Below are 24,293 nucleotides of genomic sequence, written 5' to 3'. Positions count from 1 at the left end.
GGCCGGCCCGATGATCGGGCCGGCCCTTCGCGTCGCGCCACCCTCCGTGAGCCCCGGCGGCGGGGGTCGGTCACGCCGTCAGCGGGCGATCTCGGTGACCCGGGACTCGCGGACCACGGTCACCCGGATCTGACCCGGGTAGGTCAGCTCCTCCTCGATCTGCTTGGCCACGTCCCGGGCCAGCACGGCGGCGCCGATGTCGTCCACGTCGTCCGGCTTGACCATCACCCGGATCTCCCGGCCGGCCTGCATGGCGAAGACCTTCTCCACGCCCAGCTTGCCCGCCGCGATCTCCTCGATCCGCTCCAGCCGCTTGACGTACGCCTCCAGGCTCTCCCGCCGGGCCCCCGGCCGGCCGCCGGAGCAGGCGTCGGACGCCTGGGTGAGGACGGCCTCGATGGTCTGCGGCGGCACCTCGTTGTGGTGCGCCTCGATGGCGTGCACGACGTCCTCGCTCTCGCCGTACTTGCGGGCCAGGTCGGCGCCGATGATGGCGTGGCTCCCCTCCACCTCGTGGGTGAGCGCCTTGCCGATGTCGTGCAGGAACGCCGAGCGCTTGATGAGCGGCACGTCCAGCCGCAGCTCGGCGGCCATGACGCCGGCGATGTGCGCGGTCTCCACCAGGTGCTTCAGCACGTTCTGCCCGTACGACGTCCGGTAGCGCAGCCGGCCCAGCAGGGTGACCAGCTCCGGGTGGATCTCGGTGATGCCGACCTGGACCAGGGCGTCCTCGGCCGCCCGCTGGCAGAGCTCCTCCACCTCGTGCCGGGCCAGGTCGTGGACCTCCTCGATGCGGTGCGGGTGGATCCGCCCGTCCAGGATCAGCTTCTCCAGGGTCAGCCGGCCGACCTCCCGGCGTACCGGGTCGAAGCAGGAGAGCAGCACCGCCTCCGGGGTGTCGTCGATGATCAGGTTGACGCCGGTGACCGACTCGAAGGCGCGGATGTTGCGCCCCTCCCGACCGATGATCCGCCCCTTCATCTCGTCGCCCGGCAGGTGCAGGACGCTGACCACGCTCTCGGCGGTCTGCTCGCTGGCGACCCGCTGGATGGCGTCGACGACGATGTGCCGGGCGCGCTGCTCCGCGGTGCCCCGGGCGTCGGACTCGATCTCCCGGACCAGCAGCGCGGCCTCCCGCTTGGCCTGGACCTCGATCGCCTCGATCAGCTCCGCCCGGGCGGCGTCGGCGGTGAGGCCGGCGACCCGCTCCAGCTCCCGGCGCCGCCGCTCCTCCGACTCGGCCAGCTCCGCCTCGCGCCGGGCGAGCGCGGCGTCGCGTGCCGACAGGGCCGCGCTGGTGGCGGTGAGCTGCCGCTCGCGCTCGGCCAGCCGCTCCACGTCCTCGGTGTGCAGCCGCTCGCGCTCGTCCATCCTGGCCGCCCGCCGCTCCACCTCCGCGGCCTGCTCACGGGTGGTGGCGGCGAGCACCGCGACCTCCCGCTCGCCGCTGCGCCGGGCGGTGGCCCGCAGCTGCTCCGCGTCGGCCTCGGCCTGCTTGTGGGCCCGTTCCAGGACGGCGTCGGCCTCCGCCCGGGCGTCGTCGAGCACCCGGCGGGCCTCCGCCCGGGCCGCCTTCGCCTCGGCCTTCGCCGCCGCCGCCTCGGCGCGGGCCGCCGCGGCGGCGGACTTCGCCACGTCGATCGTGCTGTTGGCCTCGTCGGCGGCGGTACGCAGAGCCGCGAGGGACTGCTCCTGCCGGTCCTTCTCGGCGATGAAGGCGGGATCCTCCGGCGCCGGCGCCGCACCGAAGCGGCGCAGCGCGCGTACGCCGAACAGCACCGCCCCGAGCACGACCACGGTCAGTGCCAGCACCACGACGAGGATGAGGACGTCGAAGCCGCTCATGCCCGCGCCCCGTCCCGGCCGGCGACCACGGGTCCGCGCCCGGCGCCCGGCCGGCTCGCTCCGACGCCCGGAGCGCCCGACCCGGTGCCCGGCCCGCTCATGTCGGCACCCCGGTGCAACTGCGCCACCTCGCCATGGCCGCCTCCCCTGAACGTCGGGCCCGCAGCGACCGTGCCGGTGGACACGGACCCTGCGGCTGTGGACGCCCGACCGGAGCGACTGGCCGTGGGGTAGCTCTCCGTCGGCGGTGCCCACGTGGGGGCACCACCGGCGGCCGGGTGCAGTTGTCGCCAGCCGCGGACCGGCCTGTCCGCGGCTGCCGTCGATGACCGATGGTGCCGGCCAAAGTGATGCTGTTCTGTTACGCGATCTATGTTGTGCGCTTAGCCTGCGCTTGGTCGGGCAATGTGAGCCTGTATGGCGAGGCTAGGTCTCCCGGGGGGCTCCGGTCAAGAACTCATGATCAAACCCCCCGAACGGAGAGAAGTTGCCGCGTCACGCAACGCTGACACGAGCCCGGACACGGGCGGACAAAACGGCGGCGGATCGGGCTTGCCGACACGTCTTTCCTGCTCAGCCGGGCGGCGCGTGCGCCCCCGCGGGACCGACTGTGACGTACGCGTCGCCGCGCAACCGCCACCGCCCTGATCGTCCGTCGCCGAGCCGGTGCGCCGGTTGTCCGGGGCCAGGCCCGCAACGACCGATCATGAACGCGGAGCCGGACCGGCCCCGCCCGGTAAGGTCAGCGGGCGCCCGCGGCCAGCGCCGCCGTCACCAGTGCGGCGTTGCCGGGTGCGGTCGTGCCGTCGGGCAGCAGCAGCGTGTCCTCCAGCCCGACGCGGCTGTGCAGGCCCCGGCGCACCGCCTCGGCCAGCACCAACCAGGTGGCCGGCCCCTCGGCGTGCAGCAGCACCGGCGGGCCTCCGGTCACCGGGGCCGGCAGCGCGGCGAGCATGGCGGCGGCATCGGCCAGCGCCCTCGTCGGATCCTCGGCCATGCACTCGATCAGGACCCGCCCCGCCGGCACCCGCCACCGCGCGTACGCCTCGACCGCGGCCACCGTCCAGAGCCCCGCCTCGACCGGGACGCCCCGCTCGTGCAGCGCCGCCGCCACCGCCTCCGCGCCCGGCTCGTGGGCGTTCACCGAGGCGAAGTCGGGCAGCGTCGTCCAGGCGCGGACGGCGGCCACCCGGGCGGCCGGCTCCGGCTCGATCCAGGCTCCGGTGCTCACCCCGACCGGCAGGCCGGGCCGGGCGCCCCGGATCGCCTCCAGCGCGGCGGCGACCACCGACGGGTGCAGGGACTCCCGCCCGGCGTCGTCCCGAGGGTGCACGTGCACCGCGCCGACGCCGAGCCGGGCGCAGCGAACCGCGTCGGCGGCCAGCTCGGCCGGGGTGACCGGCACCGCCGGGTGCTCGTCTCGGCCCCGGCTCCCGTTGAGGCACGCCTTCAGCACGGAAGTCTCCCTACGCCGCCGACCCGGGGGAAGGGCGGTCCCGTTCGAGCTCGCCCTCGGCGTCGGCGAGCGCGTCGGCGTCGATCTGCTCGGCGAACTCGGCCGCCTCGGCGCTCTGCGCGGCGAGCGCGTCCTTCACCGCCCGGATCGCCACGCCCGGCGGGTAGCCCTTGCGGGCCAGCATGCCGACCAGGCGCCGGAAGACCGCGTCCGGCTCGCCCCGGGCGGTGCGCAGCTTCCGCTCGACGAGGGCGCGGGCGGTCTCGGCCTCGGTCTCCTCGTCGAGCTCGCCGAGGGCCTCGCTCGCGACCTCGCCGTCCACCCCGCGCTGCCGCAGCTCGTTGGCGAGCGCCCGACGGGCCAGGCCACGGCCGGCGTGCCGGCTGGACACCCACGCCCGGGCGAAGGCGGCGTCGTCGATGAGGCCGACCTCGTCGTAGCGGTCGAGCACCTCGGCCGAGACCTCGTCGGAGATCCCCCGCTTGGCCAGCGCCCCGGCCAGCTCGGCCCGGGTGCGGGGCCGGACGGCGAGCTGGCGCAGGCAGATCTCCCGCGCCAGCTCCGACTCGTCGCGCGGCGGGGCCGGGGGTGCTTCGGGGTCGGCGTCGGCGGACCGGCCGCGCCGCGCCCGCCGGGGGCCGGGCGTGCTGTCGTCACCCGGGCGGCCGGGGCTGGCATCCCAGCCCCGGCCCGTGCGGGCGCGTCTTCCTGCCACGGGTCGGCGACCGGTCAGAAGTCGACCGGCGGCAGCTCCGGACCACCGGCGGCGTCGCCGGCGCCGACCCCGACGCCGAGCTTCTCCAGGATCTTCTTCTCGATCTCGGCCGCGACGTCCGGGTTCTCCCGGAGGAACTCGCGGGCCTTCTCCTTGCCCTGACCCAGCTGGTCACCGTCGTAGGTGTACCAGGCGCCGGACTTGCGGATGATCGCCTGCTCGACGCCGACGTCGATCAGCGAGCCCTCACGGGAGATGCCCTTGCCGTACATGATGTCGAACTCGGCCTGCTTGAACGGCGCGGCGACCTTGTTCTTCACGACCTTGACCCGGGTGCGGTTGCCGACCACGTCGGTGCCGTCCTTGAGGCTCTCGATGCGGCGCACGTCGAGCCGGACCGAGGCGTAGAACTTCAGCGCCCGACCACCCGTGGTGGTCTCGGGGCTGCCGAACATCACGCCGATCTTCTCGCGGAGCTGGTTGATGAAGATCGCGGTGGTGCCGGTGTTGTTGAGCACACCGGTGATCTTCCGCAGCGCCTGGCTCATCAGCCGGGCCTGGAGGCCCACGTGGCTGTCGCCCATCTCGCCCTCGATCTCGGCACGCGGCACCAGGGCCGCCACCGAGTCGATCACGATGATGTCGAGCGCGCCGGAGCGGACCAGCATGTCCACGATCTCCAGCGCCTGCTCGCCGGTGTCCGGCTGGGAGACCAGCAGGGCGTCGGTGTCGACGCCCAGGGCCTTCGCGTACTCCGGGTCGAGCGCGTGCTCGGCGTCGACGAAGGCCGCGATGCCGCCGGCCCGCTGGGCGTTGGCCACCGCGTGCAGGGCCACCGTCGTCTTACCGCTGGACTCGGGACCGTAGATCTCGACCACCCGGCCGCGGGGCAGACCTCCCACGCCGAGCGCCACGTCGAGCGCGATGGAACCCGTCGTGATCACGGAGGTCTGGATGACCGGCCGTTCCCCCAGCCGCATCACCGAGCCCTTGCCGAACTGCTTGTCGATCTGAGCGAGAGCAAGGTCGAGTGCCTTCTCCCGATCGGGCCCTGCGGCCATGTTTGCCACTCCTGCCTTCGCCGGCGTCTTTCCTGAGCTTCGCGTCACGCGGACACGCTAGGCGCTGGGTCCGACAGAAAACCAGCCGACCGGCCGCAAGCTGTGGACGAGCGCCCCGCCGTGGACAATAGCCGAACAGGTGTACGAGTCGGCAAGCGACACGCGAAAGTAGCGAAACGGCTGCTCAGCGTAGCCTGGCGGGCACCCGGTCGGGATAGGCGGCGCAGACCGCGCGCCACACCACGTGGGTCTGCTCGCCCGAGGCCAGGGCCTGCTCGACGGTCCGGCCGCCGAGCTGCGAGAGCACCTGGTCGCGGGCGATGCTCGCCGCGTAGCCGGGGCCGAACGCCTCCTCCAGCCGGGCCCAGAAGTCGGTCAGCCGCACGTGATCAGTCCTCCTCGTCCGGTGCGCCCACCGGCACCGGCCGCAACGCTAGCGTCACCAGGGGCGCCACCGCGACCGCCGCGAGGAGGGTCAGCACCGGATAGCCGGCCGCCTCCACGACAAACCCGCTGACCGCCCCGGCGGCCGCGCCGGCCAGCCCCATGGTCAGGTCGGAGAGCCCCTGGACGCTCGGCCGGATCCCCACCGGCACCGACTCCGACAGCAGCGTGGAGCCGGCCACCATGGTCCCCGACCAGCCCAGGCCGAGCAGGAACAACCCGACCGAGAGCCGGGCCGTGTGGTGCCCGGCGGTGCCGGCGACCGCGCACGCCGCGAGCAGCAGCCCTACCCCGCCGAGGATCACCGCCCGGCGGCCGAGCCGGTCGGTGAGCCAGCCCGCCACCGGCGCGAGGGCGTACATGCCGGCGATGTGCAGGCTCAGCACGAGGCCCACCACCCGCAGCACGTCGGCGTCGGCGTGCCACTCGTGCAGGCGCACCGGGGTCATCACCATCACCGCGACCATGACCAGGTGCCCGACCGCCACCGCGACGATGCCCAGCCGGGCGGCCGGCCGGGCGCGTACCGCCGACCAGGCCGCCCGCATGCCCGCACCGCGCGCGGCGGGCGGTGCCGGCGCGGCGGTCGGCGTCGCCGGGATGCCGGCCGTGGCGGCGGCCGGCACCAGCCGGCGGGCCGTGAGCAGCGGGTCGGGCCGCAGCAACGCCAGGATCGCCCCGGCGGCCAGCACCAGCGCGACGGCGCTGAACGCGAAGGGGCCGGCCAGCGCCGGCAGCCCCCAGCCGCTGGTGGTGCGGTCGGCCAGCGAGGCGAAGTTCGGGGCGGCGACCGCGCCGATGGTGGTGGCCCAGACGATCAGCGAGAGCTGGCGGCCCCGGCGCGCCGGGGCGGCGAGATCCACCGCGGCGTAGCGGGCCTGGAGGTTGGCCGCGCTGCCCCCGCCGAAGAGGAGCATGCCGAGGAAGAGCAGCGGAACCGAGCGGACGGTCGCGGCCAGGACCACCAGCGCGCCGCCGGCCGCGCCCGTCAGGTAGGCCACGACGAGGCCGGGCCGCCGGCCGCGGGCGTTCATGATCCGGGTGACCGGCACGGCGAGCAGCGCCCCACCCACCACCGCGGCGCTGCTCACCAGGCCCGCGACGGCGGTGCCGGCGACGTCCGAGGCGAGCAGCGCCCCGACGGCGACGCCGATCGTCACCCCGATGCCGCCGACGATCTGGGTGGCGAAGAGCAGCCGCAGGGTACGCCGCTGGATGGACGCGACGTCGGGCGCGGCGGGCGGCGCGGCGAGGCCGGTGGCCATGGTGGTTCCTTCGGGTAAGGGGCGGCGTGCGGTTCCATCCTTGCGCAGTCGACCCACCGCCCGGCAGCCGGTTCGGCTACAGACCCAGGCCGCGGCCGATGATCTCCTTCATGATCTCGGTGGTGCCGCCGTAGATCGTCTGCACCCGGCCGTCGAGCCAGGCCTTCGCCACCGGGTACTCCAGCATGTAGCCGTAGCCGCCGTGCAGCTGCACGCAGCGGTCGGCGACCCGGTTCTGCAACTCGGTGGTCCACCACTTCGCCTTCGCCGCGTCGGTGACCGAGAGCCGCCCGGCGCCGTGCTCCGCGACGCAGTGGTTGACGAAGGTGCGGGCGATGGTCACCTCGGTGTCCAGCTCGGCCAGCAGGAAGCGGTTGTGCTGGAACGCGCCGATCGGCCGGCCGAACGCCTGCCGGGACCGGGCGTAGTCGAGGGTGACGGCGAGCAGCCGCTCGGCGGCGGCCACCGCGACGACCGCGATGCTGAGCCGTTCCCGGGGAAGGTTGGCCATCAGGTGGTAGAAGCCGTGGTTCTCCGTGCCGATCAGGTTCTCCGCCGGCACCCGGCACCCGTCGAAGAACAGCTCGGCGGTGTCGTTGGCCTTCAGCCCGACCTTGGCCAGCCGACGGCCCCGGGAGAAGCCGGGGGTGCCGGCCTCCACCGCGATCAGGCTCACCCCGTGCGCGCCCTGGTCCGGCGCGGTGCGCACGACCACGACCACCAGGTCGGCCATCTCCCCGTTGGTGATGAAGGTCTTCTGGCCGTCGATCACCCAGCTGTCGCCGTCACGGACCGCGCTGGTGCGGATCCCGGCCAGGTCGGAGCCGGCGCCCGGCTCGCTCATCGCGATCGCGGTGACCAGGTCGCCGGAGCAGAACCCGGGCAGCCAGCGCTTGCGCTGCTCGTCCGTGGTCAGCCCGGTCAGGTACGGCGCCACCACGTCGTTGTGCAGGCCGAAGCCGAGCCCGGTGCATCCGGCGGCGACGATCTCCTCGTCCAGCACGGCGTTGAACCGGAAGTCCCGCTGCCCGCCGCCGCCGTACTCCGCGTCGACGTCCATGCCCAGCAGGCCGGCGGCCCCGGCCCGGCGCCACACCTCGCGGTCGACGATCCCGTCGGCCTCCCAGCGCTCGTGGTGCGGCACCGCCTCCCGGGTCAGGAACGCGCGGCACAGCTCGCGGAACTCCTCGTGGTCGCGCTCGTAGAGATGCTGCTCCATGGCGGCCAGTGTGGCACCGCTCAACCGCCCTGCCCAGGGCCGTCCAGCGCCCGTTCCAGCCTGCGCGCCCTGCCCAGGGTCAGGGCGGCGGCGGCGAGCACGGCGACCAGGACCAGCCCGTGCAGGCCGGCGGTCAGCGGCCGGTCGAGCGCCAGCGCGAGCACGGCCATGCCGCCGAAGAGCAGGACACCGCCCGCCAGCCCGACCACCGCTCCCTGCCGGGTCGTGGGCAGCTGGTCGGCGGCGGCCGCCCGGGCCCGCTCGTCGTCGGGCGCCACGCCCCGACGCAGGGCCCGGCGGGCCGCCTCCCACGCCGGGTCGCGGTCGGCCCGCAGGACCCAGCCGAGGGCCAACGGGACCAGCCCCCAGGGCACGCCGCCCACCCCCGCACCGAGCAGGGCCTCGGCCGGGGAACCGCCCGAACCGGCGAGCAGCCGGGCCACGGACCAGGCGGCGGTGGCGAGCGCGGCGACCAGGACGTACGGGCCGGGCGCGCCCAGCCGGACCAGTGGCGTACGAAGGCGGGGGGACATGCCTCCGGCGGTACCCGGTCGACCCCCGTGGCACTCCCCCGCGGCCCGGGGCGCAGCTCAGCCGGCGAGGGCGCGGGCGGCCACGGTGAGGTCGGCGACCAGCCCCTCGTACGCCTTGTCCTGGTCGTCCGCGCGCAGCACGGCGGACGGGTGGATGGTGGCCAGCAGCCGGGCCGGCGGGGCGTCGGCGACGGCGCCGCCCGCGTCCACCGGAACCCGTCGGAAGTCCTCCGGGTGCTGGGCCGACTCCGGCCAGGGCAGCAGCTCGCCGCGCTGGCGGGTGACCCGGAACGCCGGGCCGAGCAGGGCCTTGGCGGCGGTGGCACCGAGCACCACCACGACCTCGGGGCGCAGCCGGGCGAACTCGGCCACCAGCCAGGGCCGGCAGGCCGTGACGTGCACCCGGTCCGGGGTCTGGTGGATGCGCCGCCTGCCGCGTTGCTCGAAGCGGAAGTGCTTCACCGCGTTGGTGAGGTAGATGTGGCCGGGGTCGAGGCCCGCGTCGTCGACCGCCCTGCGCAGCAGCCGGCCGGCCGGGCCGACGAACGGCAGGCCCTTCTGGTCCTCCAGGTCGCCGGGCTGCTCGCCGACGAGGACCGCCCGGGCGCGGGCGTCGCCGCGGCCGAAGACCGTCTGCGAGGCGTCCCGGTAGAGCTCGCAGCCCCGGCAGCCGGCGGCGGCGGCGCGCAGGTCGTCGAGGGTGTCGGCGCTGGGCGGGATGAACCGCTGGGCGCCCGGCGCGGTCTCGGTCTGCTCGGCCATGGCGACTGTTCTACCCCGCGCGGTGTGGGACACGCGCGGGGACCCGCCGGGGCGCGGCCACGCGGGGCACCGGGCCGGTCGGGACCGGGCGCCGGTGCGGGGCCGTGGCTCAGGCGGTGAAGCCCCCCGGCGGGACGGGGCGCACCGCGCGGGCCACCGCCGCCGCCAGGGCCGGGATCTCCGCCTCGTCCAGCGCGCTGACGGTGATCCGCAGCGCCGGCGGGCCGGCGATGCGGTGCAGCGCGCCGGGCGCCACCGCCCACCCGGCGTCGCGCAGCGCGGTCAACGCGCTGGTCTCGTCCTCGACCGGCAGCCAGACGTTGATCCCGCTGCGGCCGTGGGCGACGAGGCCGTGGCCGGCGAGCGCGTCGATCAGGCCGCCGCGCCGCCGCTCGTAGCTGCCGGCGGCCCGGTCCACCAGCCCGGCGACGGCGGGGTCGCGCCAGAGCGCCAGGACCAGCCGTTGCAGCACCGTGGAGACCCAGCCGGCGCCGACCCGGGCCCGGCCGGCCACCCGGGCCACGGTGGTCTCGTCCCCCACCAGCACGGCCAGCCGCAGGTCCGGACCGAACGGCTTGCTCACCGAGCGGACGAAGGCCCACGACGGGGTCGCCCCGACGAGCGGGTGCAGCGGTACGCGGGCCAGCTCGGCGGCGTGGTCGTCCTCGATCAGCAGCAGGTCGGACCGGCCGGCGAGCAGGGCGCGCAGTTCCCGGGCCCGCTCGGCGGAGACCGCCGCCCCGGTGGGGTTCTGGGCCCGGCTGGTCACGATAAGCGCCCGCGCGCCGGCGGCGAGCGCGGCCCCGACCCCGGCGGTGAGCGGGCCGTCGTCGTCGACGGGCACGCCGATCGGCCGCAGCCCGAGCGCGGCGACCAGGTCGAGCAGGTTCGCCCAGCCGGGGTCCTCGACCGCGACCGCGTCGCCGGGGCGCAGGTGCGCGCCGAGCAGCCGCTCGATGCCGTCCAGCGCGCCGCCGGTGACGGTCAGCTCCGCCGCCGGCACGCCGTCGGCGGCCAGCCGCTCGCGGGCCGCCTCGGCCAGCTCGGGCAGCACCCCGGCCGCGGGGTAGCCGGCCGACTCGCCCGCGGCGGCGGCGAGGCCGGCCAGGTGCTCCCCGAGCGGCGGCAGCAGCCGCACGTCGGGCTCGCCCCGGGAGAGGTCGCGCAGGCCCGAGGTGGCCGGCGGGCGCAACGCGGAGCGGCGGGCCGCCACCGGCGGACGGGGACGGACCCGGGTGCCGTGCCGGCCGGCGGTGACCACCAGGCCCCGCTGGCGCAGCTCCTGGTAGGCCCGCGCGACGGTCGCCGGGCTCACCGTGAGCCGGGCGGCGAGCTCCCGCACCGGCGGCAGCGCGTCGCCGGGGGCGAGGGCGGCGGAGCGGATGCCCGATTCGATGCTGGCCGAAATCTCGGCGGCCGTCGTACCGGCGGCCTGATAGCGTGCTGACACAAATCAGGGATTGTACTAGAACAAAGGTCTGACAATGTACGCACCCACCGAGCGGACCACCGCCACCCGCACCCGGGAACGGATGAGCTACGACGAGGCCGCCGCGCACGCCGTCCTCGACGAGGCGTACGACTGCGCGCTCGGGTTCACCGTCGACGGCGAGCCCCGCGTGCTGCCCACCCTGCACGTCCGCGTCGAGGACACCCTCTACCTGCACGGCTCCACCGGCAGCCGGCCGCTGCTCGCCGCCCGGGGTGACGGGTTGCCGGTCTGCGTCGCGGTCACCCTGCTCGACGGCATCGTCTACGGCCGCTCGCAGTTCCACCACAGCGCGAACTACCGCTCCGTGGTCGCACACGGCACCGCGCGGCTCGTCACCGACGAGCGGGAGAAGCTGCGGGTGCTGACCGCGCTGGTTGAGAAGGCCGCCGCCGGGCGCAGCGCCGACAGCCGCCCGCCGTCGCGGCGGGAGCTGGCCGAGACCGCCGTGCTGGCCCTGCCGCTGCGCGAGGTCTCGGTGCGCGCCCGGGCCGGGGGCGTCCGCGACGACCCCAACGATCTGGACCTGCCGCACTGGGCCGGGGTGGTGCCGCTGCGGCTGACCGCCGGGCCGGCCGAGCCCGACGCCGGGGTGACCGCGTCGGTGCCGGCGTACCTGCGCCCGGCCACCCCGGCGTGGCTCGACCCGGTGGTGCTGCGCGGCGAGCACGTGCTGCTGGAACCACTCGACCCCGCCCACGCCGAGGAGCTGCACGCCGCGACCGCCGACCCGGAGGTCTGGCGGCACCTGGGCAGCCCTCTGCCGACCGACCCCGCCGGCACCGCCGAGCTGGTCGCCGCCGCGCTGGCCGCGCACCGGCGGGGCGAGCGGGTGCCCTGGGTGCAGCGCTGCGCGGTGACGGGCGCGGTGGTCGGCACCACCTCCTTCTACGAGGTGGACCCGGAGCGCCGGGCGGTGGCGATCGGCTACACCTTCCTGGGCCGGCCGTGGTGGCGTACCGGGATCAACACCGAGGCGAAGCTGCTGCTGCTCGCCCACGCCTTCGAGGAGCTGGGCGCGGTGCGGGTGGTCTGGCACACCGACATCCGCAACGAACGCTCGCAGCGGGCGATCGAGCGCCTCGGCGCGTCCCGCGAGGGGGTACTGCGGATGCACCGCCTCCGCCCGGACGGCTCCTGGCGGGACACCGTGCAGTACTCGATGACCGTCGACGAGTGGCCGAACGCACAGGCCGCCCTGCGAAAAAGGCTTCGCCGGGCCGCACCGGTGGCCCGATGATGGCGGGCGTGCTGGGTATCACCGACATCTGGACGTACGTGCTGGGCACCGTGGCGATCGTTCTGCTGCCCGGGCCGAACTCCCTCTTCGTGCTCTCCACCGCCGCGCAGCGGGGCGTGCCGGCCGGCTACCGGGCCGCCAGCGGGGTCTTCGTCGGCGACGGGGTGCTGATGTTCCTCTCCGCCGCCGGCGTGGCCTCGCTGGTCAAGGCGTACCCGCCGATCTTCCTGGTGGTCAAGTACGCCGGCGCCGCGTACCTCGGCTATGTGGGGTTGACGATGCTGCGCGGCGCGTGGCGACGCTGGCGGGCGCGCACCGACCCGGCGGCGCCGCGGCTCATCGACGCCGCGGAGCCGGCGGCGATGCGCAGCCCGTTCCGCAAGGCGCTGGTGATCAGCCTGCTCAACCCTAAGGCGATCCTCTTCTTCGTCTCCTTCTTCATCCAGTTCGTCGACCCGGGCTACGCCTGGCCGGCGCTGTCGTTCCTGCTGCTGGGGCTGATCGCCCAGGTCACCAGCGTGCTCTACCTGACGGCGCTGATCTTCACGGGCACGTTCCTGGCGGCCCAGTTCCGCCGGCGCCGCCGGCTGGCAGCCGGCGCCACCACCGGCGTGGCCGCCCTCTTCCTCGGCTTCAGCGTCAAGCTCGCCACCGCCACGGTCTGACGGTCAGGTGCCGTCGCCGCCACCCGCGCCACCGCCGCCGGAGCCGCCGATGCCGGCCCCGCCGGCGGTGCCGCCGAGCCCGTAGCCGGGGTGGATCGGCTCGTCGGGCGGGCGGCTGACGTGCGCCGACTCGGAGATCGTCGCCGACCAGTCGGCGTGCGCGGCGGCCGCGGCGTGCCGGTTGATCGCCTCGCGCAGCCAGGCGTCCACCGTCGCTATCCAGTCCCGCCGGTCGGCGTCCGCGTGCCAGACCCGGAACCGGCTGATGCTCTGGTGGGTGATCCCGGCCAGGGCCAGCCGACGGTCCATCCAGAGGATCACCTCCAGGCCGGCCTGGTCGCTGATGAAGATCAGCTCCAACTCGGTGATCGGCCCGGCGTAGAGCGGCGCGACCCAGAAGCCCAGGCGCTGGTGCAGCCGCAGGGTCTGCGCCACCCCGGGCAGCCGCGCGTCGACCAGGCCGGCCTGGCGCAGACTGAAGCCGAGCGTGTCGAGGGCCGCCAGGACGTGCGCCTGGGTGGGCAGCGGATGGACGAAGAGCGGCACCATCGCGCCCTGGTCCAGCCGAGGCCCGACCGCCACCTCCGTACGCAGCCCCATCCGCAGAGCGAGCAGGGGCACCCCGCCGAGAACGGTCACCGGGGTCTCCCAGGGCAGCGCGAACTCGAACGGGATCGACCGGCCCCGTCCGGCCGGCAGTACGAAGCCCTCGGCCACCGTCGCCCGGTGGAACTGCACCAGCCGACGGGGCGCCTCCGGGTCGTCCGGCTCGGCCGTGGAGACCAGGCCGAGCCGGACGTGCAGGACCGGCACGTCGGCGGAACCGGCGACGACGGTGACCCGCCCCGGCAACCGCAGGCCCGGGCGGGTGCTGGGGTTGGCCAGGGCCGTCCGCACGGAGAGGCCGGTCCAGCCGGACTCCGGTGACACCCCCGTCAACCGCACGGCACTCCCCCGTCCGCACCGGGCCGGCCCTGCCCGGCTCCCGTGCGCCGGCCGGCGGGACCACGGCGATCGTCGCGGGCCCCGCCTCGGCGGGACCGCCTCAATCGTCGCGGACCTCGGGCGTGGCCGCCCCGACTTCGGCGAAGAGCGGCCACCCCCGCTCCGTCTCACCTCATGCGCCGCCCGCGCGGCACCGCGTCCGTCTCGTCGTCGAACTCGCCGATGACCTCCTCCAGGAGGTCCTCCAGCGCGACGAAGCCGATCGGCCGGGTCGGCCCGCCACCGTTGCGCACCAGCGCGAGCTGGGACTGCCGGGCCCGCATCTCCGCCACCGCCTCGCTCACCGAGGCCGAGGCCGGCAGGGTGAGGGTGGTCGTCATCAGGTCGCCGGCGGTGACCGCGCGCCCCGTGGTGGTGGCCCGCACCGCCTCCCGGACGTGCACCAGGCCGCAGACGTCGTCGTTCTCGTCCAGCACGGCCAGCCGCGACCGGCCGCTGTCCCGGCTGACCTGCTCGATCCGGTCGGCCCCCTCGTGGCGGCGCACCGTCACCATCTTCTGGAACGGCTCCATCACCTGGGCCACCGTGGTGCCCTGCAACTCCAGCATGCTGGTCAGCATCTGGTGCTGCTCCGCGCCGAGCAGCCCGTGTTCGCGGGACTGCTCCAGCAGCATGCGCAGCTCGTCCGGGCCGTGCACCTGGGCGAGCTGGTCCTGGGGGTTGACCTTGACCAGCCGCAGCATCGCGTTGGCCAGCGCGTTCATCACCGACAGCACCGGGCGGGCGACCCGGGCGAAGGCGCGGAACGGCAGCGCCAACAGCACCGCCGAGCGCTCCGGATCGGTGATCGCCCAGGACTTCGGCGCCATCTCCCCCACCACCAGGTGCAGGAAGGTGACGACGCTGAGCGCGAAGACCAGCGCCACCACGTGGCTCGCGGCGTCCGGCAGCCCGACCGCGTGCAGCAGCGGACTCAGCAGGTGCTCGATCGCGGGTTCGGCGAGCGCGCCCAGACCCAGGGTGCAGAGCGTGATGCCGAGCTGCGCGCCGGCGAGCATCAGCGACAGCTCGCGTACGCCGTCCAGCGCGGCCCGCGCCGCCCGGCCGCCACCGGCGGCCGCGTGCTCCAGCCGGTAACGCTTGCTGGCCACCAGGGCGAACTCGGCGGCCACGAAGAAGCCGTTCAGCGCCAGCAGGATCACCGACGTGAAGAGCGCGATGCCGGGGCTCACGCGGCCACCTCCCCCGGCTCGGCGATGCGCAGCCGGACCGAGTCGGCCACGTGCCGGTCGACGGCCAGCACCTCGACGAGGGCGCGCGGCCCTTCCGCGCCGTCCTCGCCGTCGGCCGGCAGGCTGATCGCCAGCCGGTCACCGACCTCGGGGACCCGCCCCAGCTCGCGCATGACCAGGCCGGAGAGGGTGTCGTACTCCGGGGCCTCGGGCAGCGCGATGCCGGTGCTGTCGGCGACCTCGTCGATGCGCCAGCGCGCCGGCACCACCCAGGAGCCGTCGTCCTGCCGGGCCGGGGCCCGCTCCGGCGGGTCGTCCTCGTCCCGGATCGGGCCGACGAGTTCCTCGGCGATGTCCTCCAGCGTGATCACCCCGGCGAAGCCGCCGTACTCGTCGACCACGCAGGCCAGCTGCCGGTGGCCGGAGCGCAGCCGGTCCAGCACCGTCGGCAGCGGCAGCGTCTCCGGCACCAGGAGCGGGGGCCCGGCGACCGCGCTGACCGGGGTGGTCGCGCGCCGCTCCGGGGGTACGCCGAGCACGTCGGCGATGCCGACGACGCCGACCAGGTCGTCCACGCCCTCGGTGCCGCGCACCGGGAAGCGGGACTTGCCCGTGTCGAGCAGCTCGACCACCCGGCTGAGCGGCTCGTGCGCGCGTACGGTGTGCACGTCGACGCGCGGCACCATCGCCTCGCCGGCGGTCAGCTCGCGGAAGTCGAGCCCCCGGTCGAGCAGCGTGGACATCTCGGCGGTCAGGTGCCCCTCCTGGCGGGACTCGGCGATGATCTGCTCCAGGTCCTGCGGGGTGGCCCCGCTGGGCAGTTCCTCGATCGGCTCGATGCCGACGCGGCGGAGCAGCCGGACCGCGGCCCGGTCGAAGAGCTTGATCAACGGACCGGCGACCTTGAGGTAGATCAGGGTGGAGCTGCTCAGGGCCTTCGCGAGGGGTTCGGGCCGGGCGATGGCGAGGTTCTTCGGGGCCAGCTCGCCCAGGACCATCTGCACGACGGTGGCGAGGAGCAGCGCCAGGACGACCGAGAGCGGCAGGCTGACCGCCGTGGAGACGCCCGCCACCCCGAGCAGCTCGGCCAGCCCCGCGCCGAGGAACGGCTCGGCGACGTAACCGACCAGCAGGGCGGTGACGGTGATGCCGAGCTGCGCGCCGGAGAGCATGAACGACAGCCGCCCGGTCACCTCCAGCGCCCGGGCGGCCGCCTTGTCGCCGTCGTCGGCGAGCTGCTTGAGCCGCCCCCGGTCCACGGCGACGTAGCCGAACTCCTGGGCCACGAAGTAACCCGTGGCGACGGTGAGAACGATGATGAGAAGAAGACCAACGACGATCAACACGGGTCGCTCAGGGCTCCCGGGGACGTCGGGGTGGGGATACGCCGGGCACGACCCGGCTGGCTACTGCTGCCCTCCTGGGCAGAAGAGTCGATCATGCCGCCCATTTTATCGGGCTCGGCTGGGCATCCGCTGAAGGTGCGCCGAAGGCCCCCGCCGACGTCGGGGCGGGGGGCCTCCGGCACGCGTCAGCTCAGGATGATCCGCACGTCGTCGACGGCTGCCTCCACGAGGCTGGCGCCGCCCGCGTCGGCCGCGTCGACCACGATCCGTACGGTCTGTCCCCGCAGCGCGGAGACGTCGGCGGTGGCGCCCTGCCAGGCCGCCGCCCGGTCACTCGCGGCGCCGGTCACGTTCAGCGCCGTGACGGTGCCGCCGCCCACCACCCGCACGCGCAGGTAGTCGGCGCTGCTGGCGTTGTTCAGGTGGGCCAGGTACCAGGAGAAGGAGAGGCGCAGGGTGCCGCTCGACGGCAGCGTGATCGCCGGCGACTGGATGGTGCTCACCCCGCCGTCGAGGTCGTACGCCCCGGCGCTGCCCCCGGCGAGCGCCCCGGTGACCAGGTCGTAGCTGCCGCTGACGGTCGTACCGAGCTGGGTGGCCACGCCGGAGCTGGTGGCGGCGGGGTCGCCGCGCTCCCACCCGCCGAGGGTGGCGGTGTCGGTGCCCGCCGGGTTGGTGGTCCACCCGGTGGCGGTCTCGAACGTGTCGCTCCAGACCGTGCTGCCCGGCGGGGTGCCCGCCCCGGCCAGCGTCCACACCGTGTACGCGATCGCGTCGGCGTTGCGGTCCAGCGCGGTGTCGCTGATGTTGCTCGTGTTGTCGCAGGAGCGGTGGTAGCACGGGTCGAACGCCTGGCCCGCCGTGCCGCCCCAGAGCGACGCCTGGGTGCTGGACTTGACTCCCTCGGCCCCGGTGAAGGTGCCGCCGGCCGGGATGCCGACGTTGATGAACGGCCCGTAGTCGCTGCGGCCGTCGAAGTCGGTGCCCCGGGTGGGCACCCCGATCGAGGTGAAGTACGCCTGGATGGTCTGTTCGATCTGCGCGGAGCCGGCCGGGCCGGGGCCGGAGCCCACCCCGTCGGAGTTGTCGCCGTCGTAGACGAAGTAGCCGGCGTTGGGCGAGCCGACCATGTCGAAGTTGAGGTACTGCTTGATCTTCGTGCGCTCGGTCGAGGGCAGGTTGTTCACGTAGTACTGCGAGCCGCGCAGCCCGAGTTCCTCCGCGCCCCACCAGCCGAAGCGCAGGTGCTTGGTGGGGGTGAAGCCGCTGCGGGCCACGGCCAGCGCGGTCTCCAGGATCGCGGCCGAGCCGGAGGCGTTGTCGTTGATCCCCGGGCCGGAGGAGACGCTGTCCAGGTGCGCCCCGGTCATCACCACCTGGTTCGGGTCACCGCCCGGCCAGTCGGCGATCAGGTTGTAGCCGGTGGCGCCGTTGTAGGTGAACGACTGCACCACGGTGCTGAACCCGGCCGCGTCGAGCTGTCCCTTGACGTAGTTGACCGAGGCGAGGTAGCCGGGTCGGCCGTGCGCCCGGTTTCCGCCGTTGGCGGTGGCGATGGACTGGAACTGCGACAGGTGGGCCTTCACGTTGGCCAGCGGGATGTCCGGGGCCGCGGCGAGGCTCGCCGGGGCGGCGGCCCGGACGGTGGTGGGGGCGGCGGTCGCCGAGGAGGCGGTCACGACCGTCGCCGCGGCCACGGCCAGCGCGGCCAGCCAGGCGGCGCGGGGGGTGCGGGATCTCATTGGTCCTCCGGGGTGGGGGGTTCCGGTCCCGCCGGGTGGGCGGTGACCGGGGACGGCCGTTGATCGACGGTCATCACTGCGAAAGAGTGCAGCGGGACCCCGGTCCGGGCAATACGCAAGACGCAGAATCGCCGCATTCCCCGAAATGGGACGCCGGGCCGCGACGGCGGGACCGGGCCCCCTCGCCGGTCGCCGCGGCGCGGGCGGCGGTCGAGCACCACACGGGTCAGCGCTCGGCGAGCTCGTCGGCCTCGAGCAGGGCCGGGTCCGCCTTGCCGGCGCGGTACGCGGCCCGGCCGATCATCTGCGCCGCCACCGGTGCGGTGGCGAGCTGGAAGATCCCGACCAGCGTCAGCATGCCCAGGTCGGCCGGCGTCCGCAGCCGCAGCGCCAGGCCGAGCAGCAGGAGCAGCACCCCGAGCACCTGCGGCTTGGTCGCGGCGTGCATCCGGTCCAGCGTGCCCGGGAAGCGCAACACCCCGATCCCGGCGGCGAGGCTCAGCAGGGCGCCCGCCACCAGGCAGCCCCCGGCCAGCCAGTCGGCCAGCGTGCCCAGCATCACGCCTCCTCCCCCTCGTCGCGCACGGCGAAGCGGACCAGCGACACCGAACCGACGAAGCCGAGCATGGAGAGCACCACGAGCACCGGCAGCGTGGTGGCGTGGCGGTTCACCGCGGCCTCCGCGCCGACCGCGCCGACCATGGTGGCGAGCAGCATGTCGGCGGCGACCACGCGGTCGATCAGGGACGGTCCCCGGTAGAGCCGGATCAGCGCGAGCAGCGCGGTCACCGAGAACAGGGTGGTGAGGACGACGGCGAGGAAGGTGGTCACTGGTCAGGTCCCCTCTCGACGGGATCGGTGGTCACCCGGCGTACCTCTTCGGCGGCGCCGACGGCACGGACCAGCCGCCGCTCCACGGCGAGGATCCGCTCCCGGCTGCCGGTCAGGTCCCGCGGCCCGCGCACGTCGAAGACGTGCACGTAGAGGACCCCGGCGTCCCGGTCCACCTCGATGATGAGCGTGCCCGGCACCAGCGAGATCGCCTCGGCGGTGAGCGCCAGGTTCAGGTCGGTGCGGACCCGCAGCCGGACCGCGAGGATCGCGCCCCGGGGCTGGTAGCCGAGGCGCACCGCGACGACGGCGACGTGCGCGCTGGCGCTGACCAGCTCGCCGACGAAGCGCAGTGCGAAGACCAGCAGCGGCCCGGGGCGCACGTGGCCGCCGAAGGAGACCGGCGGCAGCGGGAAGAAGAGCAGCACCGCCCCGGCGACGGCCGTCCCGGCCACCAGGTTGCCCCAGGAGAGGTCGCCCCAGAGCAGGCACCAGACCAGCACCAGCCAGCCGAACGCGATCGCCCGGTCCCGCCGACTCTGCCGGCGCTCCGGCGCGGCCGGCTCGGGGCGGCTCACGGGGCGCCGTCCGGCAGGACGGAACGGATGTACGGGGTGCGCTCGCGCAGGTCCGCGGCCGCCTCCGCGGTGACGTCGAAGAGCGGCCCGGCGACCACCGTCAGCGCCAGCCCGAGCGCGACCAGCGCGACCGTCGCGCCGACCATCAGCCCGGGCAGCCGGACGACCGGCTCGGCGGAGGGCAGCCGGGGAGCGCGCCAGAAGACGAGGGTCCACACCCGGGAGGCCACGTAGAGGGTGAGCAGGCTCGTCACCGTCCCCGCCGCGACGAGCACCCCGGGCAGCGGTCCGCCGGCCGCGACGCCGGCCTGGAGCAGGCCGAGCTTGCCGAGGAACCCGGAGAAGGGCGGCACCCCGGCGAGGTTCATGGCCGGGACGAAGAAGAGCACGCCGAGCAGCGGCGCCGCCCGGGCCAGGCCGCCGATGCGGCGCAGGTCGGTGCTGCCGGCGCGCTCCTCGACCAGCCCGGCGACCAGGAACAGCGTGGTCTGGATGGTGATGTGGTGCACCACGTAGAAGATCGCGCCGGAGAGCCCGGCGACGGTGCTCAGCCCCACCCCGAAGATCATGTAGCCGATGTGGCTGACCAGCGTGAAGGAGAAGAGCCGCTTCATGTCGGACTGGGCCACCGCGCCGAGGATGCCGACCAGCATGGTCAGTCCGGCCACCACCATCAGCGGCCCGGCGAGCTGACCGCCGGGGAAGAGCAGCGTCTCGGTGCGGATGATCGCGTACACGCCGACCTTGGTGAGCAGGCCGGCGAAGACCGCCGTGACCGGGGCCGGCGCGGTGGGGTAGCTGTCGGGCAGCCAGGCCGAGAGCGGGAAGACCGCCGCCTTGACCCCGAAGGCGAGCAACAGCATCAGTTGCAGGCTCAGCCGTACGCCGTCGGGCAGCGCGTCCAGCCGGTACGCCAGCTGGGCCAGGTTCAGCGTGCCGGTGGCCGCGTACACCAGGCCCACCGAGGTGAGGAAGACCATCGAGGAGAGGATGCTGACCACCACGTACGTCGAGCCGGTCCGGATCCGGGTCTCGGTGCCGCCGAGGGTGATCAGCACGAAGCTCGCGGCCAGCAGGATCTCGAAGCCGACGAAGAGGTTGAACAGGTCGCCGGCGAGGAACGCGTTGGTCACGCCGGCGGTCAGCACCAGGTAGGTCGGGTGGTAGATGGTCACCGGGACGGTCTCGCCGAAGTCGGCCTGCCCCTGCCCGACGGAGTAGAGCAGCACGCAGAGGGTCACCGCCGACGAGACCACCAGCATCAGCGCGGCGAACTGGTCGGCGATCAGCACGATGCCCACCGGCGCCGCCCACCCGCCGACCTGGAGCACCACCGGCCCGTGCCGGTACGCCTGCACCAGCAGCGCCGCCGCCACCACCAGCGTGGCCGTCAGGCAGGCCACGCTGACCACCCGTTGCAGCCCCGGCCAGCGGGCCAGCAGCAGGGTCAGCGCCGCGCCCAGCAGCGGCACCACCACCGGCAGCGGCAGGAGCCGGCTCATCGGGCGCCCCGTCGCGCGGGGCCGGTCATCCGGGACCGTCCCCGGGGCGGAGCCGGCGCGGCGGCTCGGGGTCGACCTGCTCGGGGTCGACCCGCCGGGGGTCGTCCGGGCCCTCGCCGCCGAGGTCGGCGGTGCGGGCCTCGTTGCGGTCGGCGGCCCGCCTGATCTGCCGGTCCTCGATGTCGTCGGGGACCTCGTCGTCGCCGGTGAGGTACCAGCTGCGGTAGCTGACCGCCAGCAGGAAGGCGGTCAGCCCGAAGGTGATCACGATGGCGGTCAGGACCATGGCCTGCGGCAACGCGTCGCTCAGCGTGTCGGTCGGCGCCGTGCCCACGATCGGCGCCGCCCCGGCACGCCCGCCCATCAGGATGAGCACGTTGACCCCGTTGCCGAGCATGATGACACCGAGCAGGATCCGGGTGAGGCTGCGTTCCAGCATCAGGGTGACCCCGCAGCCGACCAGCACCCCGGCGGCCACCACCAGCACCAGGGTCGGTCCCTCGACGCCCGGCCTCACGTCCGCCTACCTCCCCGGTCGACCCGCAGTCCGCCGCCCGACTCGCCGGCCGCCTCGATGTGCCGGTCCACCTCGGCGCCGAGGCTGCGCAGGATGTCCAGCACCAGCCCGACCACCACCAGGTAGACCCCGACGTCGAAGAAGACGGAGGTGACCAGGTAGAAGTCGCCGATCAGCGGCAGCCACAGGTCGATCCGGGCGCTCTCGAGCACCGATCCGCCGGCGAGCAGGGCGACGACCCCGGTGCCGATCGAGACGAGGAGGCCGGCCCCGAGCACCGTGCCGGCGCCGACCGGGGCGGCCTCGGCCAGCTCGTAACGGCCGCCGGCCAGGTAGCGCACGGCCAGGGCCAGGCTCGCCACCAGCCCGCCGGCGAAGCCGCCACCGGGCGCGTTGTGACCGGAGAAGAGCAGGAACAGGGAGAAGACCACCACGGTGTGGAAGAGCAGCCGGGTCACCACCTCCAGCACGATCGAACGCTGCCGCTCGTGCAGGGTCGCCCCGCCGCGCAGCCAGACCCGTCCGCCCGCCCGCTGGCTCCGGCCGGACGGCTCGGGACGGCGGGGACGCGGTCCGGTGCGGGAGCGCTGGAAGACCAGGCTGGCCACGCCGGTGGCGGCCACCACCAGCACCGACAGCTCGCCCATCGTGTCCCAGGCCCGGATGTCGACCAGGGTCACGTTGACCACGTTGTGTCCGTACCCCTGGGTGACGGCCAGGCCCGGGAACGCGTCGGAGATCGTGGGCGCCTGCCGGGCCGAGGCGGCGGTCAGGGCCAACCCGCCGGTCATCACGCCGACGGCCACCCCGATCGCGCGGCGCCCCCACCGGCTGCGCCGCGGGCGGGCCGAGAAGCGTTCCGGCAGCCGGCGCAGCACCAGCACGAACACCGCGATGGTGGCGGTCTCGACGAGGAACTGGGTCAGCGCCAGGTCCGGGGCGCCGTAGACCACGAAGAGCATCGCGGTGCCGTAGCCGGTCATGCCCACCAGCAGCATCGCGGTCAGCCGCCGGCGGGCGCCCACCGCGAGCACCGCCGCGACCATGACCACGGCCACCACCACGACCTGCAGGGGGCTGTCCCAGAGGGCGATCCGGTCCCGCCACGGGGCGGTGGCGAGCATCGCCCCGCCGGGCACCACGGTGAGCACGAGCAGGATCGCGCCGAGGTACTGCGGCAGCGAGCCCCGCTGGGTGGCGCCGGTGACGTCCATGGCGAGCCGGTCGAAGCGGCCGATGACCCACTCGTACCCCTGGTTTCCGCCGACCGGGACGCGCAGCCGCGCCAGCACGGGGGCGAGCGGGCCGCGCAGCGCGTGCAGCGCCGCGCCGCCGGCCACGGCGAGCGCGGAGAGGCCCAGCGCGGGGGTGAGGCCGTGCCACAGCGCCAACTCCTTGCCGACGCCGCCGAAGAGCTCGGCGTACGGGCGGAGCAGGTCGTCGAGCACGCCGGTGCCCGGGCCCGCGACCAGCCCGACGGCGGCGAGCAGGGCCGGCGGGACGAGCATCGACGCGGGGACCCGGCCCAGGACGGTCGGCTGCACGCCCGGCCGGGTGGCGAAGGCCCCCCAGACGAAGCGGGCGCTGTAGGCGACGGTGAGCGCGGTGCCGGCCACCAGCACGGCGAGGACGGCGGGCCGGTCGGTGAAGGCGGCCAGCACCGCCTCCTTGGCGACGAAGCCGACCAGCGGCGGCAGCCCCGCCATCGACGCGGCGGCAAGCACCGCAACGGCGGCGAGCACGGGCGCGCGCCGCCCCAGCCCGGACAGTTCCCGCAGGTCCCGGGTGCCGGCGCCGTGGTCGACGATGCCGACGACGAGGAACAGCGAAGCCTTGAACAGGGCGTGGGCCAGCAGCATCGCCGCCCCGGCCAGCGCGGTGTCCGGGGTGCCCGCCCCGGCCGCCACCGCGACCAGCCCGAGCTGGCTGACCGTGCCGTACGCCAGCAGCAGCTTCAGGTCGGTCTGCCGCAGCGCCGCCCAGCCCCCGGTGACCAGGGTGGCCAGGCCGGCGACCAGCACCACCGGCCGCCACGGGCCGACGCTCGCCAGCAGCGGGGCGAGCAGCGCGATCAGGTAGACGCCGGCCTTCACCATCGCGGCGGCGTGCAGGTACGCGCTCACCGGCGTGGGCGCCGCCATCGCCACCGGCAGCCACGAGCTGAACGGCAGCAACGCCGACTTGGACAACGCCCCGGCCAGGATCAGCAGGACCGCCGTGACCAGGTAAGCCCCGCCCGGCAGCGCACCGGCGGTGAGCTGCGACAGCCGGTAGCTGCCGGCGTGCTCGCCGAGCATGATGAAGCCCACCAGCATGGCCAGCCCGCCGAGCGTGGTCACGATCAGCGCCTGCGCCGCCGCCCACCGGCTGGAGCGCCGCTCGGTGCTGTGCCCGATCAGCAGATACGAGAAGATCGTGGTGAGTTCCCAGCAGACGTAGAGCAGCAGCAGGTCGTCGGCGAGGACCAGGCCGAGCATCGCCCCCGCGAAGGCCACCAGCACGGCCGCGAACCGGGCCACCCCGGTCGACTCCGCGCCGAAGTAGCGGGCGCTGTAGATCAGGACCAGCGCGCCGACGCCGCCGACCAGCAGGGTCATCAGCCACGACAGGGTGGTCATCCGCAGGGCCAGGTCGACGCCGAGTTCCCGGATCCACGGGTACGTCTCGACCACCGCGCCGCCGTCGCGGACGGCCGGGGTCCGGGCCACCGCCCACCCGAACGCGGCCGCCGGCGCCAGCGCCAGCGGGTAGCAGGCGCGCGGACCCCACCACCGGACGAGCAGCGGCGCGACGACGGCCGCCACGAGGTGGAGGATCAGCAGTACGAGCACCCGCGCTCCCGGTCGAGGTTGCTGCGGTCCGCGCCGGAGGTGGGACGGCACCTAGCTGCGATCAGACGCCAGTTC

22 protein-coding genes are annotated in these 24,293 nt (G+C 74.8%); 2 read left to right on the top strand and 20 right to left on the bottom strand.

The window, feature by feature from the left end; genetic code table 11:
* Nucleotides 1-78: 78 nt before the first annotated feature.
* The 10 genes from rny to V6V16_RS21155 all read right to left on the bottom strand — a co-directional run bounded on the left by rny (nucleotide 79) and on the right by V6V16_RS21155 (nucleotide 10,750).
* Nucleotides 79-1,845, bottom strand: coding sequence for a ribonuclease Y (gene rny, locus V6V16_RS21200; RefSeq protein WP_334564626.1), 1,767 nt, complete (start codon nucleotides 1,843-1,845; stop codon nucleotides 79-81).
* Nucleotides 1,846-2,587: 742 nt separating this feature from the next.
* Nucleotides 2,588-3,301: a 3-keto-5-aminohexanoate cleavage protein gene (locus V6V16_RS21195; protein ID WP_334564625.1), complete on the bottom strand. Its 714-nt coding sequence runs from the start codon at nucleotides 3,299-3,301 to the stop codon at nucleotides 2,588-2,590.
* Nucleotides 3,302-3,311: 10 nt separating this feature from the next.
* On the bottom strand, nucleotides 3,312-4,016 hold the full coding sequence (locus V6V16_RS21190) for a regulatory protein RecX (RefSeq protein WP_334564624.1): 705 nt from the start codon (nucleotides 4,014-4,016) through the stop codon (nucleotides 3,312-3,314).
* A 14-nt stretch (nucleotides 4,017-4,030) separates the two neighbouring features.
* Nucleotides 4,031-5,077, bottom strand: coding sequence for a recombinase RecA (gene recA, locus V6V16_RS21185; protein ID WP_334564623.1), 1,047 nt, complete (start codon nucleotides 5,075-5,077; stop codon nucleotides 4,031-4,033).
* A gap of 184 nt (nucleotides 5,078-5,261) precedes the next feature.
* Nucleotides 5,262-5,462: a DUF3046 domain-containing protein gene (locus V6V16_RS21180; RefSeq protein WP_139583060.1), complete on the bottom strand. Its 201-nt coding sequence runs from the start codon at nucleotides 5,460-5,462 to the stop codon at nucleotides 5,262-5,264.
* Nucleotides 5,463-5,466: 4 nt separating this feature from the next.
* Nucleotides 5,467-6,786, bottom strand: coding sequence for an MFS transporter (locus tag V6V16_RS21175; RefSeq protein ID WP_334564621.1), 1,320 nt, complete (start codon nucleotides 6,784-6,786; stop codon nucleotides 5,467-5,469).
* Nucleotides 6,787-6,862: 76 nt separating this feature from the next.
* Nucleotides 6,863-8,005, bottom strand: coding sequence for an acyl-CoA dehydrogenase family protein (locus tag V6V16_RS21170; RefSeq protein ID WP_334564619.1), 1,143 nt, complete (start codon nucleotides 8,003-8,005; stop codon nucleotides 6,863-6,865).
* Nucleotides 8,006-8,025: 20 nt separating this feature from the next.
* Nucleotides 8,026-8,538 carry a hypothetical protein gene (locus tag V6V16_RS21165; protein WP_334564618.1) on the bottom strand — a complete coding sequence of 171 codons (513 nt, stop codon included), beginning with the start codon at nucleotides 8,536-8,538 and terminating at the stop codon, nucleotides 8,026-8,028.
* 57 nt (nucleotides 8,539-8,595) lie between these two features.
* Nucleotides 8,596-9,333, bottom strand: coding sequence for a UdgX family uracil-DNA binding protein (locus V6V16_RS21160; protein WP_334564616.1), 738 nt, complete (start codon nucleotides 9,331-9,333; stop codon nucleotides 8,596-8,598).
* A gap of 76 nt (nucleotides 9,334-9,409) precedes the next feature.
* Nucleotides 9,410-10,750 carry an aminotransferase class I/II-fold pyridoxal phosphate-dependent enzyme gene (locus V6V16_RS21155; protein WP_334564614.1) on the bottom strand — a complete coding sequence of 447 codons (1,341 nt, stop codon included), beginning with the start codon at nucleotides 10,748-10,750 and terminating at the stop codon, nucleotides 9,410-9,412.
* 34 nt (nucleotides 10,751-10,784) lie between these two features.
* Here V6V16_RS21155 and V6V16_RS21150 point away from each other — a divergent pair, with 34 nt between their 5' ends.
* Nucleotides 10,785-12,029, top strand: a complete 1,245-nt coding sequence (locus tag V6V16_RS21150) for a bifunctional pyridoxamine 5'-phosphate oxidase family protein/GNAT family N-acetyltransferase (protein WP_334564612.1) — start codon at nucleotides 10,785-10,787, stop codon at nucleotides 12,027-12,029.
* Nucleotides 12,026-12,694 carry a leucine efflux protein LeuE gene (gene leuE / locus V6V16_RS21145; protein WP_334564610.1) on the top strand — a complete coding sequence of 223 codons (669 nt, stop codon included), beginning with the start codon at nucleotides 12,026-12,028 and terminating at the stop codon, nucleotides 12,692-12,694. The genes V6V16_RS21150 and leuE overlap by 4 nt, the downstream gene beginning before the upstream one ends.
* 3 nt (nucleotides 12,695-12,697) lie before the next feature.
* On the opposite strand, the gene V6V16_RS21140 is transcribed toward leuE, so the two are convergent.
* From V6V16_RS21140 to V6V16_RS21095, 10 genes are all read right to left on the bottom strand, one after another.
* Entirely contained in the window at nucleotides 12,698-13,639 is a 942-nt protein-coding gene (locus V6V16_RS21140) for a sporulation protein (RefSeq protein ID WP_334564609.1), read from the bottom strand.
* 167 nt (nucleotides 13,640-13,806) lie between these two features.
* Nucleotides 13,807-14,871 carry a hemolysin family protein gene (locus V6V16_RS21135; protein WP_334564608.1) on the bottom strand — a complete coding sequence of 355 codons (1,065 nt, stop codon included), beginning with the start codon at nucleotides 14,869-14,871 and terminating at the stop codon, nucleotides 13,807-13,809.
* Nucleotides 14,868-16,217, bottom strand: coding sequence for a hemolysin family protein (locus V6V16_RS21130; protein ID WP_334564606.1), 1,350 nt, complete (start codon nucleotides 16,215-16,217; stop codon nucleotides 14,868-14,870). Before V6V16_RS21130 ends, V6V16_RS21135 begins: the two co-directional genes overlap by 4 nt.
* 185 nt (nucleotides 16,218-16,402) lie before the next feature.
* Nucleotides 16,403-17,959 (bottom strand): M28 family metallopeptidase, encoded by a 1,557-nt coding sequence (locus V6V16_RS21125; RefSeq protein WP_334564604.1) that lies wholly within the window; start codon nucleotides 17,957-17,959, stop codon nucleotides 16,403-16,405.
* Between the two features lie 226 nt (nucleotides 17,960-18,185).
* Nucleotides 18,186-18,518, bottom strand: a complete 333-nt coding sequence (gene mnhG, locus V6V16_RS21120; RefSeq protein ID WP_334564603.1) for a monovalent cation/H(+) antiporter subunit G — start codon at nucleotides 18,516-18,518, stop codon at nucleotides 18,186-18,188.
* Nucleotides 18,518-18,790, bottom strand: coding sequence for a monovalent cation/H+ antiporter complex subunit F (locus V6V16_RS21115; RefSeq protein WP_334564602.1), 273 nt, complete (start codon nucleotides 18,788-18,790; stop codon nucleotides 18,518-18,520). The genes mnhG and V6V16_RS21115 overlap by 1 nt, the downstream gene beginning before the upstream one ends.
* On the bottom strand, nucleotides 18,787-19,368 hold the full coding sequence (locus V6V16_RS21110) for a Na+/H+ antiporter subunit E (protein WP_334564601.1): 582 nt from the start codon (nucleotides 19,366-19,368) through the stop codon (nucleotides 18,787-18,789). The genes V6V16_RS21115 and V6V16_RS21110 overlap by 4 nt, the downstream gene beginning before the upstream one ends.
* Nucleotides 19,365-20,870 carry a Na+/H+ antiporter subunit D gene (locus tag V6V16_RS21105; RefSeq protein ID WP_334564599.1) on the bottom strand — a complete coding sequence of 502 codons (1,506 nt, stop codon included), beginning with the start codon at nucleotides 20,868-20,870 and terminating at the stop codon, nucleotides 19,365-19,367. Before V6V16_RS21105 ends, V6V16_RS21110 begins: the two co-directional genes overlap by 4 nt.
* A 25-nt stretch (nucleotides 20,871-20,895) precedes the next feature.
* Nucleotides 20,896-21,387: a Na(+)/H(+) antiporter subunit C gene (locus V6V16_RS21100; protein ID WP_334564597.1), complete on the bottom strand. Its 492-nt coding sequence runs from the start codon at nucleotides 21,385-21,387 to the stop codon at nucleotides 20,896-20,898.
* Nucleotides 21,384-24,218, bottom strand: coding sequence for a Na+/H+ antiporter subunit A (locus tag V6V16_RS21095; protein ID WP_334564596.1), 2,835 nt, complete (start codon nucleotides 24,216-24,218; stop codon nucleotides 21,384-21,386). Before V6V16_RS21095 ends, V6V16_RS21100 begins: the two co-directional genes overlap by 4 nt.
* Between the last annotated feature and the right edge of the window lie 75 nt (nucleotides 24,219-24,293).

The sequence above is a fragment of the Micromonospora sp. CPCC 205561 genome, assembly GCF_036906775.1.
GTDB lineage: Bacteria > Actinomycetota > Actinomycetes > Mycobacteriales > Micromonosporaceae > Micromonospora.
The sequence above is the reverse complement of the archived record's forward strand: the minus strand, read 5'-3'. Positions and strand labels throughout refer to the sequence as shown.

Bases quoted from the DNA above. Each gene is read 5' to 3' on its own strand.
- rny (WP_334564626.1), bottom strand. From the start codon at position 1,845: ATGAGCGGCTTCGACGTCCTCATCCTCGTCGTGGTGCTGGCACTGACC.
- recA (WP_334564623.1), bottom strand. From the start codon at position 5,077: ATGGCCGCAGGGCCCGATCGGGAGAAGGCACTCGACCTTGCTCTCGCT.
- V6V16_RS21175 (WP_334564621.1), bottom strand. From the start codon at position 6,786: ATGGCCACCGGCCTCGCCGCGCCGCCCGCCGCGCCCGACGTCGCGTCC.
- V6V16_RS21170 (WP_334564619.1), bottom strand. From the start codon at position 8,005: ATGGAGCAGCATCTCTACGAGCGCGACCACGAGGAGTTCCGCGAGCTG.
- V6V16_RS21165 (WP_334564618.1), bottom strand. From the start codon at position 8,538: ATGTCCCCCCGCCTTCGTACGCCACTGGTCCGGCTGGGCGCGCCCGGC.
- V6V16_RS21150 (WP_334564612.1), top strand. From the start codon at position 10,785: ATGTACGCACCCACCGAGCGGACCACCGCCACCCGCACCCGGGAACGG.
- leuE (WP_334564610.1), top strand. From the start codon at position 12,026: ATGATGGCGGGCGTGCTGGGTATCACCGACATCTGGACGTACGTGCTG.
- V6V16_RS21125 (WP_334564604.1), bottom strand. From the start codon at position 17,959: ATGAGATCCCGCACCCCCCGCGCCGCCTGGCTGGCCGCGCTGGCCGTG.
- mnhG (WP_334564603.1), bottom strand. From the start codon at position 18,518: ATGCTGGGCACGCTGGCCGACTGGCTGGCCGGGGGCTGCCTGGTGGCG.
- V6V16_RS21105 (WP_334564599.1), bottom strand. From the start codon at position 20,870: ATGAGCCGGCTCCTGCCGCTGCCGGTGGTGGTGCCGCTGCTGGGCGCG.